We start from the raw sequence: 14,075 nt of genomic DNA, 5'->3' as shown, positions 1-14,075 counted from the left end.
GGCGGCGGCAGCAGTCGCAGCAGAAGCGGCGCCGGGGGCGGGGCAATCGAGCTGCGGGACGGCCATGGCCTCTTCCCAGGTTTGATGGCGAAGGCGCAGCTCCAAACTAGCTTGGGCCAAATCGGCATCCACTTCGGCGGCGTCCTTCGCCACGCACAGGCGCGCCTCCAGCCCCTGCGCCGCCAAAATGCGCACCAGTCGGCACGGCACCTCGTGCAGCAGATACACCGACGCGATGCCCAGCGTAAGGTCGTCTTCGCAGCTCACCGCCAGAAAGTTCAGCCCACGTGTGGAGGTGAGACAGCCGATGGAGCGCACCTCGGCAGCCGCAGCCGGCGGCAGCACCACGCGCCCCAGGTTCGAGAATGTGCAGGTAACCTCCCGCCGCGCCTTCCAATCGCCCAGCGCCAGGGCGGCGTCCTTCACAAACGATGGCACCCAGCGCACCACCGGGTTCTTCTCCAACTTCACCATTTGGTTCATGCGGCGCGCCAGGTTGGCGGGGATGGTGGCGTCGGTCAGCTGCCGCTGCACGTCGCGGGCAATGGCGTCCAGCGGGCCGGTGGCCAACTGCGGGCTGCAGCTGATGAAGGCCAGCCCAAAGAAGTTGCGCAGCGTTTCCGAACCATACACACTGCGCAGGTCAACGGGCACGTCCATGGTGATGGGGCGATTTTCGGCGCCTGTGGACATGCCGGCCCGCAGCGCCTGCACGAGGGCCGCCACCAGAAACGACGTGACGCTCACGCCCATCCTCTTCGCCGCGGCCACCACCCCGGCCACTGGCAGGTGCACCTCCATGAAGGTGGGGTTGGCCTCGTTGCGCCAGCCGGCCAGGCGGTAAGGTCTGGTAGACGGCGTGGCGCCCGCCTTGCTCTTGTCGAAGTAGCGGCTGAAGCTGTCCTCCGCCTCCTGCGTCGTGTTGCCGCCGCCCTGCTCTTCCAGCATGGCCAGCGCCTCCGGCGAAGGGGCCTCGTGACGCAGCAGTTCGGCATAAAACTCCAGCAGCGTTTTCAGGAACGCCAGCGCGCCGCGGCCATCGGCAATCATGTGGGACATCTCCAGATTGATGCGGTCGCGGAAATAACTCACCCGGTACAGCACGCTTTTGCGCCCCGCATGCAGCCCGAAGCACACTGGCTGGTTTTCCGGCTGCACCTGCGGCACTTCCGGCGCCTGTTGCAGGTAACGCCAGAACAGACCGCTGCGCAGTACCACGTTGAACGACGGCAGCTGCCCCACCGTGGCCTCCAGCGCCTGCTGCAGCACATCCGGGCGCACCTCGCGGCGCATCACGGCGGAGATGCGGAACACCGTCTGCTTGGGGTCGCCCGCCTGCGCCGAGTAAAACTTGCCTACATTGTCGAGTCGGTACCAAGCAACTTTATCCATCGCTTCCTGCCCTCCTGCGAAAACGCGCCCCCCAGCCCCAGTGATTCCGCCACGGGCTTGAGCAATGCGGAAAGCGGGTTCTCGGGAACCTCGTCAGCCGCAGAATCTGCGCCCTTGAAAGCCGCCGCGTGCTTCGGCCCGCGGCCAGCCGCTTCGGCTGCGCCCTTGCTCGGCTCCCCGGAAACGCCACTCGCACCCGGCGCCTCTCCTGCGCCGGCGGCCCCGTTCGCATTCGAACCGGCCGCCCCTGCCGCCGCAGCTGCGCCCGACCCAGCCGCCGCCTGGCCGAACGGCCCCTTCCCCCCGTGCTCGGGACTGGCCGTGTTCAAGAATTCCTCCAGCAAATCATAGGTATCGCGCACGAACGACAGCACCGACGGGTACAGGTAGTAACCGTGCACGGCGTCGCGGATGCGCACGCACTCCACCTCGGTGCCGTCGGCCTCCAGCCGCGCGGCAAACGCCTCGCCCTCGTCGCGCAGCGGGTCGTACTCGGCGGTTATCACCAGCGTGCGCGGCAGATTCCCCAGGTCAGGAGTCAGTAGCGGCGCCAGCAGCGGGTTCTCCAAATCCTCGGGGCCGTTGATATACATGTCGGTGTAGTCCACAATGGCCTCGCGGGTGAGGATGAAGCCTTCGCCGTTTTCACGCACCGAATCGAAAATGGTGGCCGGGCTGTGATCGCTGTAGGTGAGCGGGTACAGCAGCACCATGTTGTTGGGACGGAAGTCGCCGCGGTCGCGGGCCAGGCACGCCACGCCGGCCGCCAGGTTGCCGCCGGCGGAGTCGCCCATCAGCACGATACGGGGCACGCGCACGTCCGGCAGCAGCTGCTTGGCGAACAGCGCGCAGGCCACGTTGTAGCAGTCCATCAGCGGACGCGGGAATTTGAACTCGGGGCTGCGGCGGTATTCCACCGCCACCACGCGCCGCTCCAGCTTCAACGCCGTGCGCATGCAGGCGTCGCTGTAGAAGTCCACGTCGCCGTTGGCCCAGCCACCGCCGTGGAAGAACAGGATGGTGCCGCGGTAGTCGTCGGTTACCTTGAGGCCGGTGCGCAGCGAAAAGTCCACGTCAAGCGGGGTGAACACGCGGCAGGGAATCTCGTAGCCGTCGTCGGCGGTTACGCTTAGGTTGTCGATGCGGCAGCGGGGGCTGGCCACCGTCAGCTTGCCGGCGGCGTCTTCGGCCTTGCGCTGGGCCAGGTAGCCTTCGGAAGGGTCGGGCTGCAGGCGCGTGATAGCGGCCACCGCCTTCTGCGCCAGTTTGCTCATTGCCATGGGGCCTCCGTTCGTTCAAAGGACAAAACACACTTCCCATGCTAGCGCAAGCATTCGGCGGCCCTTCAGCCGCAGCAAAACCGCTGAATTTCCGTTAATAACCCGTAGGCGCGGGCGAGGCAGACATAGAATGCCTGCCTTACGAAAAAACGGGCGCGCGGGGCAACCGCAGAAACCATGGGCAATCCGCTCGCCTCGGCGAATCCGAAACGCCCCCGCCGAAATCCGGCGCAGCGGCCCGTCCCCGCTGAGGCCCGACGTTGGCCGTTCGTAGGGCAGAGACTTTATCTCTGCCTAACTCAGCCGCAGGGGCGTACAGCGCAGTTCGAGGCGTTACCCCTGCACCTTCGCGGCGCGCTGGGCTTGCAGCCAATCCACCAGCGCGGGGATGCCTTCGCCGGTGCGAGCAGACGTCTCGAAAATCTCCAGCCGCGGGTTCAGGCGACGCGCCTCTTCGTGCAGCCGCGCCATGTCGAAATCGGGGTTCAGCGGCAGGTAATCGCACTTAGTTACAATCAGCGCGTCCACGGCGGCGAACATGGGCGGGTACTTCATCACCTTGTCCCAGCCTTCGGGCACCGACAGCAGCATGATGCGGGTGTGGGCGCCGGTGTCGAAGTCGGCCGGGCACACCAGGTTGCCGATGTTCTCCAGGAACAGGTATTCGAACTGCTGGCCGGCGAAAGCGGCGAAGGCCATGTCCACCATGTTCATCTCCACGTGACACACACCGCGGGTGTTCAGCTCAACCGACGGCACGCCGGCTTCCTTGATTTTCAGGGCGTCCACATCGGATTCCAGGTCGGCCTCGATCACGCCTAGCTTTTCCACACCGCGGGCGCGCAGCTCTTTAATCACCGCCAGCAGCAGCGTGGTTTTGCCCGCGCCGGGCGAGGCCATTTCGTCTACAAAGAAGGTGCCCTCCGCCGCGCGCGCCGCACGGAACGCATCCGCCGCCGCATCGTTGGCGGCCAGGATGTTCTTCTTCACTTCAATAACGCGCTTCTGCTCCATGGGGGTCCTTTCGCTCGCCGGCCCGGCATTCGTCGCTTTTGGGCGGTTGGTCATTTGCTCGTCACCATAGTAATCCAAGCACAAGGCTGGCGCATGACATTCTGGCCATACGCGGGCTTTCGCCACCATTGCCGCTCCTTGACCAAAAAGGAAAACTTAGGAAAAGAGGGAGGATCGTGAAATCCGTCGAAGCTGAAGCCCTCCCCTTTGACCTTAGCACGGAAAATCTTCCGCCATGCGACGCGATTGCCTCGATTGCCCTCAAAGCCCCTCTTGATGAGGACGGCGTTCCCGTGTTGCCCGGCGCGTGGGACAACGAAGACGAGTAGCTGCCCCTTGCGCCCACGCCACGCAGAGCAGCCCCCCATGAAAAAGGGCGGAGCAATCTGCTCCGCCCTTTTAACTACACACCGCTTCCCGCTAGGCTTTCCAGGTTCGCCCTCGCAGGATGTACACCAACGAGGGCCGATTGCCCACATCGGGCACGCGATGCACCTCGTCTTGCCCGTACGGCTCCGCGATTTCCTTCAGCGTCACACGCGAAGCGTGCACCGCGTCGTAGTCCTTGCTCCCATCCAACGACTCGTAGTCGCCCGGTGCAAGAAAGCCGTCAATCCCCTGATCCAAATCTCCGAAGAAACGGGCACGGCCTCCGCACATGGTCACGCAGTGGGGCAACTCGCCTTGCGCCACTTTCTGCTCGCAGAGGGTGCACTTCTCCACCACTTTCTCTTCCTCGTTCAAGTAGCGCACGTTATAGGGACATGCCATAGCGCAGAATTGGCATCCGATACACTTCGATTTGTCAATTTGCACCGTACCGTCTTCCAGTTTGTGGGAGGCATTAGTGGGGCAAACGCTCACACAAGCGGGTTCTTCGCAATGCTGGCACTGCATAGGCAGGTAGTACATCTCCACATCGGGGAAGTGGCCGCTGCCACCCTCAACGGGGTTTGGCCCCACGCGCAAAACCTTGTTCCAGTAGTTGCCCACCGGCACATCGTTGACCACCTTGCAAGCCACCGAACAAGCCAGGCACCCAACGCAGCGATTAAGGTCCGTAACGATTGAATACTGAGTCATCTCTACCTCCTAATCCTCGTAATGCTGATCGGTGCCGGTTCCGCCTGGCAGCCACGCCTTGAGACGCGGGTCGTCGGGCGTGGAAATCATGGGCGTGCCATCGATGTCACAGGGAGTCGGGTTTCCATTGGGAGAGTTCTCAGGAGTTGCCTTATACAGCTTCACCGGCACGGCTCGGATATTGGTGGCACCGCCGATGGGGCATTGGGCGTCTTTGTCCATCAGGCAGTTGATATTCACCAGCTCAAATCCCTTCGAAGGGCTGGAGAACTCGGGTAGCCACCACTGGTGCTCGCAGTTGATAACGCCCTTGTCGATGCCGTAGTACAAGTCGGCGGTTTGGCGTACCTTGCCCCATTTTGACTCAATCCAAACCCAATCGCCTTGGTTGATGCCCAACTCGGCCGCGTCTTCGGGGTTGATTTCCACTCTCGGCACGGGCCATTGCTCGCGACACCAGGGCAGCTGGCGATGCTCGTTGTGGAAGTAAACGGGGATGCGGCGCCCGGTGGTCATCACGTAGGGGTACTCCTGGCACAGCTCTGGATCGGCAATGGGGCTGTGGGGCGGCTCTTTGTAGCTGGGTAGCTCGAATCCACTGTCGGGCATATAGGTTTCGAGCACCGTGGACCAAATCTCCTGCTTTTGGGTGGGGGTCCAGAAGCCAGGGCTTCCTGCCATGTACTGGCCGGTTTCGTAGCGCCGATAGGTTCCCCAAGTGTCGGGGTATTTCTCCTTGCAGTCGGTCCAGCCGTTGTCCTGGAAGTGCTGGCGGAATTCCTGCCAGGTCATACCGTAGGCTTTCTTCGTGGTTTCCGAGAGCTGTTCCTCCCCCGTGGGATAGTCGCTCTCCGCCGTTGACAGCCATTCCTTGCCCATCGCCTTCACCACGTTGGTATAGATATCGATGTCCCACATGGTGTCCGATGGCGGCTCGATGGCGCGGCAGGTGGCGCCTTCCACGCCCGTTGCGCCTTGGCTGATGCGCACGCAGTCCACCTCAAGCCAATGATGCACCGGCAGAAGGATGTCTGACAACTGAGACGTGGGCGCATGCCACAACTCGGAGGCGAACATGAAGTCCAGCTTCTTCAACTGTTCCCAGGCGTAGCTGGCGTTCACCATGTTCATATGGTCGCCGGAAGACAGCATGCACAAATGCATGCCATAGGGCTTGCCCGTTTCAATGGCTTCGAGCACCGTGCGTGCGTCGGAGAACATGCCCAGCCACGGATACAGCAGAGGGAACTGGTCTTTGCCGAGAATCTTCTCCGTAATCTCGGGCGGGTTCATCTTACCGCCCGGGGTAAACTGGCTTCCCCAGCCGCCCTTGGTGCCGCCGCGGTTGCCGCCGGGAGTATCGAAGTTGCCCGTGATGCCCACCAGCGAGTCAAAGCAGCGCACGTTCTGTACCGCGTTGCCCGAGTGCTCGATGGCCAGCATGTACTGGATGCCACCATTGCCGTAACCGGTAGAGGGGTCGAGCCGCTGCCCATAGGCAAGGGCGGCCTTGCGAATCGTTTCGGCGGGAACGCCGGTGATCCCTTCCGCCTTTTCCGGAGCGTATTCGGCGCACCTTTCCGCATACAGCTGCCAAACGGGAACCACCTTGGCGGATGCGCCGCTCTTCAGGGTCACCTCGAATTCGCCGTAAAGCGCGGGGTCTTTCTCAGGGCTGAACTGAACAGGGTCGGGCAAAAATCCCGGCACGGCGCCCGGCGCATATTGCTCGGACTGCTTGCCCTGGGTTTGAGGGGTCCACGGGCCCTCGCCTTCAAAATTCCCCAGATCAACATCATAAAACGTCAGGCAGTCGTTGCCGCTCTTCCCTTGGGCCTCCAAAAGGTTGTCCCAAATCATAAAGCGCTTCGGGCTGCCGCCGTCTTTGATGTCCGACTCTTTCAGCAGCCTCGTTTTCACCTCAAACATGCGCGTGGAAGGTGCTTTTGTCTCGAACCCAGTGGGCTCGATGTCGGCGCAATAGAGGAACGGGCCGTTGGTCCACCGCTTCACGTAGAGGTCGTCATAAAGTTCGTTTTCGATGATGACGTTCGCCCACGAAAGCGCCATGGCGCCGTCGGTGCCGGGCCGCACGGGACACCAGATATCGGATTCCTTGCCCATGCCCGTCATGCGCGGGTCCACAATGATGTGAGTGTCGGCAGATGAAGCCGCGTCCACCGTAGACCGGCAAGAGTCATCGTAGTTGGAAATCTCGGACGCGCCGCCCCACTGCACATACACCCGAGGCATTTCGGTGGTAGCAAGCCAGAACATGCCGTCGTATGAGCTGATTCGCGTGCCCACGAAACGCGGCCCCTTGCAAATCTGGCTGGCGTAATGCACGTTGGGCGACTCGAAGTAGTAGGTCATGGCATTGCCGCCCGACATCGACCAAATGCGGCTGGTGCCTATCATGCTGAAAATGGACTGGCCGCCGTACTTTGCAATCGTCTCATTAACCTTGTCGCCAATCGTGCGGAAAGCCTCGTCCCAGCCAATTCGCTGCCAGCCGGGGTCTTCCCCTTTTGGGTTGGTGCGCTTGAGCGGGTGCTTCAACCGGTCGGGATGATAGGCCGCCTGCAGCGACGATTGCGATTTGCTGCAGCAGTTGCCGCGGGAATGCCAGGCGCTCTCATCGCCTTCGACCTTCACCGCGCGGCCGTTTTCCACCGTCACCCAAACGCCACATTCCATCTTGCCACACGCGCGGCAGCAAGAACGAACGCGTTTCACTTCCGTTGGAGCCGAGGGCCCGTCAGCCGCGGCCAAGGCCTGCATAGGCTTCGGACCCGCAGCCACAGCAATTGCCCCAAACAACGCACTGGCCTTGATCAGCGAGCGCCGGGTCATGGTTAGCGTACTCATATTCAACCTCCTCTGTTGGCGTTACGCTACGGCGCAAAAACTACCAACAAGAAGGCCGCCTGCCATCCCTTGCCCCAGGGGAGCCTATCCCCTGTTGTATGGGATTTTCTCGTTTCCCCTTATCAGGGGGCTATTTTTCAGGGGCCTGCATTTTGAGGGCGTTATCCACAAGGTCGTACAGCTCGCCGCGCGAATGAACCCCCAGCTTCTGATAGATGTGTTTCATGTGGGTAGCCACCGTGCTGGAAGAAATGTAGAGCTTCTCCTCTATCGCAGAAACGGGCGCACCCTTGGCCAGAAGGCAGAACACTTCCTGCTCGCGATTTGTGAGCCGCCCCTTCTCGCACATGTCCTCGCATACCTGATGGAAAACGCGCTCCTTTTTCGCGGTGCGATCTTCGCCAAACATAAGGTCGCTGTCTTTTTCGGAAAATAGGAATACATAGGCAATCACCAGCAAAAGAACGGCTGCCACCGAAACGAGCTCATCGCCCAGAATAGGCTCGAACGGACCCATGTCCCAAAAGGCGTCGAAGAGAGCGCTGCCGGCAAGGGAGCCGCCGTTCCAGGCTACGCTCATAAAGCTAAAGAACGCCACCGCAGAAAGCCTGTGCTTTCGGCACGCCAGATAGACGATCATCCACACAAGCAGCTGTAGGCATTGGCGACCGGCGGTGCTCACGGAGAAAAGCAGCGAAGAAGCCACTCCCGCATAAGGGAACAATAGCGCCCCTATCACGCAGAGCACCACAGCGCACTTGCAAATAAAGTAGAAACCAGAAGGCTTACCTGAGCGCAGTTGGTGTATCACGCCCGCTGTGATGACCGCCATGATGGCAACCATTATCCAGCTTTCAGCCCCGCTCTTCAGCACCGCCGCCGCGTGCTCTGGGCGCAAAAGCTTTATCATCTCGTTCGCCATGCTCACCAACAGAGCGCCCAGCCCCACCTTCAGCATGAAGGAACTCAGGTTTTGCGACCAGCCCTCAGACATCCAGCTATTACCAGCGCTCTTCCCTTTTGCAAAAAACAGCAGCAGCACCGAAAAAGCCGTGGGCAACAGCGAGAGCACGGTGGCTGTTGCCGAACCCATCAGGCCAGAGGAAGAAAGCAGGCTGCAGACAGCGAGGCCAACTACTGCGACGAGGAACGCCAGGGTGAAATCCAGCACACTACCGGACTCGATGCACCTAACAGCCCAGGTGATGAGCAGGAGAGCAGGAGGAGCGACTGCATGTCCGCTGCGCCGGCAGATGGCCCCGCGCCCAAGGGGAGCCACCGCGTTGTCATCCCCACCTGGAACAACCCAAGCCCGAAATAGAGGACCGGATTCGCCTCCGACAGAACAGCGGAAACCGATTTTTCGACGGCCTGCTCTTTAGGTTCCCTCATTTGCCCTCCCCATGCACGGCTTAACTACAGCGCAACTGCGCAAGCTGATTCCCGACTAACTTTTATAGCAACGCATAAGCCGAACGGCTCGCTAGCCACCCATAAACACGCGACAAGGCTACATCAATAAGAGGAAGGATTAAGTCAAAAGAAAGATGGTGCCCGGGGTGGGATTCCCGCGCCCGCCTGCGGCGAACGCTCAACCCCTCGCAATCACAGATTGCTCGGGCGAATTCCTAAAAACGCCCCACTGGGGCGTTTTCTTAACGGAATTCCACCTCATCGGTTCGAATCCACCCTAATGGGGGCTCGATTCCGCAAGGCACTGCAATCGCGGCTCTTCGCTTTTCAAAATGGTGCCCGGGGTGGGATTCGAACCCACACGCCTTTCGGCATCGGTTTTTGAGACCGACATGTCTGCCGTTCCATCACCCGGGCACGTGCAAAAACGAAGTATAGCGCAACCAGCGCCCCTCACCAAGAAGCATTGCTCCAATTGCCCAAAATGACCAGGAGACGCTGCGGAATCGGCCCATGCACCCAAAGGAAAACCAGAGAGCCCCCGGAGGGGCTCTCTGTGCATGAAGCAGACTCGCAATGGGTAACGGGATGGGGCTTTACTTCTCGTCGGCGGGCTTCAGGGGCAGGAACTTGATGCCGGCGAACAGCACCAGGAACGCCAAACCAATCACGCCCACCGCAATGCCGAACTCCAGCGCCGTAGGCCAGTATACCAGCCCGCTGTAGGCCTGGGCCATGTTGCCCTGCCAGTCGGTCACGGTGTAGGGGGTCAGCACCGCCGGGTAATCGATGTTGGCAATCTGGAAGCCACCCACCAAGAGCTGCACGCGCTTGCAGAAGATGGCGGCGATGGCGCAGATGCCGGCCACCACCAGCAGCGGGTTGGTGCGCAGGGCGGGCACGAAGGCAATCACCAGCGCCACCAGCGACAGCACCACCTCGCCCCAGAAGAACGGCGCCAACGGGCCGCTTACCAGCATGTCCACCACGGCCATGCCGCCGGCGGCCGGGAAGGCCTCGGTGAGCAGGTCGCAACCGAAGAAGTACAGGTCAACGCACACGAACACGCCCAGCAGCTTGGCCAATTTCACCAGGTTGGCACGCTGCACCTTCAGGTAGCCGGCCTTATCCATGGCGATGACCACCACCATCACCAGGCCGGTGCCGCACACCAGCGCCGAACTGACGAACCAGGGGGCCAGCAGCGCGGTGTGCCACATCTCGTGGCTCTGCTGCAGGCCAAAGATCCAGGCGGTGACGCTGTGGACGAGGATGGCGCACACCAGCGCGATGACGGAAATCACCCGCAGGGCGGCAGCGGACACTTTGCCCTTTTCCGCCTGCACCTGCGCCCACAGATACACGCAAGAGAGGATGAGGTAGGTCATCAGCACGATGATGTCCCACATCAGGGGCGACCCTAAGTTGGAGTACACGAACAGCTCCCACACGCGGAAGGGCTGGCCCATGTCCACCACCACGAACCCGATGGCGGCTACGGTGGCGGCGATAGAGGTCATGACGGCCACTTTGCTGATGCCACCGAAGCCCTTGATGCCGAAGGCCTTGGGGACAGAAGAGATGATCAGGCCGCCGGCGGAAAGGCCCACGAAGAACATGAACATGGTGATGTACAGGCCCCAGGAGTCCAGGTTGCGCATGGCGGTTTGCACCATGCCGCCGGAAATCTGCATGGCCCAGAGGGCTATGCCCGCCACCGTGATCACGGCGGAAACGCCGATGGCTACGTTCAGGGCCGCGCCGCTCTTCGCCTTGGCGCGTGCACCGGCCGCCTCGCGAGCAGGCGCTTTCGCGGCGGACATGTCCAGCTCGTCCATAACGGCTTCGGAGTTGTGATTAGTCATGATTGGTCCTCCTTAGCTAGACGAGATAGTAAACGGACGGCTTGGTGCCCATCTCGGGCAGCAACTGCGTGTGCTGACGGCTTGCCAGCATCTTCGACACATCGGATTCCGGATCGTCCAAGTCGCCCCAGAAACGAATGCGCGAGGGGCACACTTCGATACAGGCCGGCTCTTCGCCACGGGCAATGCGGTGCCAGCACATGGTGCATTTTTCAACCACATGCTTCTGGTGCGCCGGAACGTCGGCATCGCCAAGGGCATAATCGGTACCGTTTTTCGGCTCGTCCCAGTTGAAAGAGCGCACGCCCGTGTAGGGACAGGCGGCCATGCACATACGGCAGCCAATGCATTTTTCGTAATCTTGGCGCACCACCCCAGTGTCGGGATCGCGGTACGTAGCGCCAACCGGGCACACTTTCACGCATGCCGGATTCTCGCAATGCTGACACGCCACCGGCGCAAACGAGAGGGACAGGCGCGGGTGCACGCCCGCCGGCGCCTCCATCGTGTCCCCGCCTACGGTCATAATTCGGTTCCACCAGGTTTTCTCAGGCAGATTGTTCTCTATCTTGCACGCAGCCGCGCAGCAATGGCAGCTGATGCAGTACTTTGCGTCTATCACCATTCCATAATGCATAGCTATGCCCCCTGCTCTACTTTCTCGATCTCACAGAGGAAATCGTAAAAGCTGCTGTTCCAACAAAAATCATTCATCAATCGTGGCGTCAGATTCTGCGCATGGCCGCTGATGAAATGATCCGACTGCCACCCTTGGCGAATGCACATCGTTTCGGGGCGGACGCCCTCGGTAACCTCGGCCTTGATAACCACTTCTCCGCGATCGTTGAAAACTCTCACGATGTCGCCTGTGGCAATGCCGCGCGGCTCTGCGTCCGCGGGGTTTATCTGCACCAACGGCTCAGGCTGCAACTCGCGGATAAGGGGGGTATGGGCCTGCTGGGAATGGGCGCTGAAGCGGCTGTGGTTGCTGTTGCCGTAAATCGGATACTTCTCCTTCAGCGGGTTGGTTTCATACGCTTCCGTCGCATCGATGTAGCAGGGAACGCGCTCGACCGAATAGTCCACTTCTTGCCCGAAGTCATAGCGGGGAGCAGGATGCTCCCAATAGAATTCCAAACGTCCCGAAGCCGTCATGCCGTTGGTGAAGGTCTGTTCTTCCGTGAAGCTCATATCCAGGGGACACTTTACCAGCTCTGCCCGCGAGGCCGCATCCAGCACCATCTTCGAATTGATGCCGAACATCCCCATAAAGGGAGTGTCGAACATGGCGGAAATGTACTCCTCGTCGGTCTTGTCGTACAAGTCCCCGAAGCCCATCTTTTCCGACAGCTCGCGGAACACATCCATATCGGTCTTGCATTCGTAGCTTGGCTCCACCGCTTTGACGAACGGATGGAAGTAGCCAGTAGGACAGCTGCTGAACGGTGCCGAAATATCAACCTCTTCGAAGGGATGGCAGATGGGAAGGAGCAGGTCGGCCATTCGGGCGGTGTCCGTCATAACGCTTTCGGAGCACACAATGAAATCAACCTTATTGACCGCCTCGATCAGCTCCGAACGGCCGCTTTCCATGGCCATGGGGTTGCCGTTCATGAACCAAAGGGCCTTGGGGTTGATCTTGTACTGGCCTATACCGCCATTGGCCATCACGTCCGGGAAGAGCATGCCCGGAACCATCGCAACCGGCTTCGGATCGGGGGCAACGCACTCGGCGTAGTCGAGGACGAAGTACCCGCGCATCACGCCGCCAATGGAGAAGATACGCCCTTGCTGCCCCTGGTTTCCCGTCAGGGCCGCAAGCAGAGCCAACGACTTGTAGTTGTGGTGGGAATTGTTGTGGTGCGAGAAGCCGTTGTAGGTAATGAACGAGGACGGCACCGAGGCAAACTCTTCGATGAGTGCGGTGATTTCGTCAAGGTCCATTCCGCAGCGCTCTGCCGCCACTTCCATGGTGTATTCCTTGATGGCCTCACGGCACAGGCTCAGCGTGGTCGTGGTCTTGAACCCACCCACCTCGTATTGCCCGTACAGCGCCGGCTGCACGGCTTCGTCCCGCGTACTGTGGGAGTTCGTGCTCTCGTCCCAAACAACGTAGGCGTCATAGGGGACTTCCATGCCGGTGTTCGGATCCATGACCATGGCCGGCTCTATGCCCAAATCGCTATTGCGCAGATAGGTTCCGTCTTCTTTGAGAAGGTACGGGGCCACGGAGCCCTTTGTTGCGAATTCATAGTTCACGAGGTCGTTGTCCATCAGGTAGTTGCACCACGCCATGAACAAAATGGCATCGGTTCCAGGTCGAATGGACAGGTACTGGTCAGAAACGGCCGCCGTCGTTGAGAAGCGGGGGTCGATGGTCACTAGGCGGGCGCCTTGCTCCATGGCCTTCTTGATGAAGGTCCACTCGCCCTGCATCGAGTTTGCGGGGTCGCCGCCGCAGCAGATAATCAGCTTCGAGCCAATTACGTTGACGGTGCTTCCGGTTGAGAAGAGGCCGCAGAGCATCGTCCCCCAGATTCCACCCCAGTCAGCGGCGGAGTCGAACGAAGACGCGCCCACCTTCGAAGAAAAGCGTCCGTATCCGATATTCGTCGTGCCGTGCGTGTCGGCCCCGTTCAAAAAGCCCTGAGACCCATAGCCTACCCACATGCACAGAGAAGAGCCTCCGAATTGGTCGATGACATCCGTGAACTTCGTGGCCATAAGGTCAAGGGCCTCGTCCCAGCTGATGCGCTCGAATTCTTCAGTGCCCCGCTCGGTGCCCTCAATGCGGCGCATGGGGTACTTAAGACGATCGGGATCGTACAGGCGCTGCGGCTGCGAAAGCCCCTTCACGCAAATGCGCCGATAGAGTTCGTCTCCCTCGGGCATGTCGGCGGGTTCCGTTTTTACAACTTTGCCGTTGCGCACTTTTACCTTGAGCGGGCATTTGCCACCGCAGTTGCTGCGGCAAGAGCCTATGACCTCTTTGTTCTGCGCGGCCTCCTCCGGGCCGCCGGCCGCATAAGCCGCCACTCCTGCTGTTCCCGCAACAGCCGCTACACCAGCCGCTGCCGCAGTGGTCTTTAGGAAGCTGCGCCTGCTGAGCGAACGCGAAGTGCTTGCCTTTTCAGCCATCTCTCCTCCTTATGTTGGTTGG

Annotated in this window: 10 protein-coding genes and 1 tRNA gene; 1 reads left to right on the top strand and 10 read right to left on the bottom strand. The window is 60.7% G+C overall.

Annotated elements, in window-relative coordinates; genetic code table 11:
• The 3 genes from DMP11_RS08360 to hypB all read right to left on the bottom strand — a co-directional run.
• Window positions 1-1,392 (bottom strand): phthiocerol/phthiodiolone dimycocerosyl transferase family protein (locus DMP11_RS08360; RefSeq protein WP_148041123.1); only part of this gene is annotated, 1,392 nt, incomplete at its 3' end.
• Complete coding sequence (locus tag DMP11_RS08355; protein ID WP_211329095.1) at window positions 1,356-2,672, bottom strand: alpha/beta hydrolase; 1,317 nt, start codon at window positions 2,670-2,672, stop codon at window positions 1,356-1,358. The genes DMP11_RS08360 and DMP11_RS08355, both read right to left, overlap by 37 nt.
• Window positions 2,673-3,005: 333 nt before the next feature.
• A complete protein-coding gene (hypB, locus tag DMP11_RS08350) occupies window positions 3,006-3,686 on the bottom strand; it encodes a hydrogenase nickel incorporation protein HypB (protein WP_123186035.1) in 681 nt (226 codons plus the stop codon).
• A 176-nt stretch (window positions 3,687-3,862) separates the two neighbouring features.
• Here hypB and DMP11_RS10325 point away from each other — a divergent pair, with 176 nt between their 5' ends.
• Window positions 3,863-4,015: a hypothetical protein gene (locus tag DMP11_RS10325; protein ID WP_161555341.1), complete on the top strand. Its 153-nt coding sequence runs from the start codon at window positions 3,863-3,865 to the stop codon at window positions 4,013-4,015.
• 91 nt (window positions 4,016-4,106) lie between these two features.
• Here the strand turns inward: DMP11_RS10325 and DMP11_RS08345 are convergent, their stop codons facing one another.
• The 7 genes from DMP11_RS08345 to DMP11_RS08315 form a co-directional block, all read right to left on the bottom strand.
• Window positions 4,107-4,769: a 4Fe-4S dicluster domain-containing protein gene (locus tag DMP11_RS08345; protein WP_123186034.1), complete on the bottom strand. Its 663-nt coding sequence runs from the start codon at window positions 4,767-4,769 to the stop codon at window positions 4,107-4,109.
• A gap of 9 nt (window positions 4,770-4,778) precedes the next feature.
• Window positions 4,779-7,550: a molybdopterin-containing oxidoreductase family protein gene (locus DMP11_RS08340; protein WP_268935268.1), complete on the bottom strand. Its 2,772-nt coding sequence runs from the start codon at window positions 7,548-7,550 to the stop codon at window positions 4,779-4,781.
• 217 nt (window positions 7,551-7,767) lie between these two features.
• Window positions 7,768-8,808: a response regulator transcription factor gene (locus tag DMP11_RS08335; protein WP_123186032.1), complete on the bottom strand. Its 1,041-nt coding sequence runs from the start codon at window positions 8,806-8,808 to the stop codon at window positions 7,768-7,770.
• A 575-nt stretch (window positions 8,809-9,383) separates the two neighbouring features.
• Window positions 9,384-9,467, bottom strand: a tRNA-Leu gene (locus DMP11_RS08330).
• 179 nt (window positions 9,468-9,646) lie between these two features.
• Window positions 9,647-10,915 (bottom strand): NrfD/PsrC family molybdoenzyme membrane anchor subunit, encoded by a 1,269-nt coding sequence (gene nrfD / locus DMP11_RS08325; RefSeq protein WP_214647083.1) that lies wholly within the window; start codon window positions 10,913-10,915, stop codon window positions 9,647-9,649.
• Window positions 10,916-10,931: 16 nt separating this feature from the next.
• On the bottom strand, window positions 10,932-11,552 hold the full coding sequence (locus DMP11_RS08320) for a 4Fe-4S dicluster domain-containing protein (RefSeq protein ID WP_123186031.1): 621 nt from the start codon (window positions 11,550-11,552) through the stop codon (window positions 10,932-10,934).
• A 2-nt stretch (window positions 11,553-11,554) separates the two neighbouring features.
• Window positions 11,555-14,053, bottom strand: coding sequence for a molybdopterin-containing oxidoreductase family protein (locus tag DMP11_RS08315; protein WP_123186030.1), 2,499 nt, complete (start codon window positions 14,051-14,053; stop codon window positions 11,555-11,557).
• Window positions 14,054-14,075: the final 22 nt, after the last annotated feature.

It is taken from the genome of Parvibacter caecicola, from assembly GCF_003725335.1.
GTDB classification, from domain to species: Bacteria; Actinomycetota; Coriobacteriia; order Coriobacteriales; family Eggerthellaceae; genus Parvibacter; species Parvibacter caecicola.
Note: the sequence above shows the minus strand (reverse complement) of the source record. Positions and strands in the feature narration are given on the sequence as shown.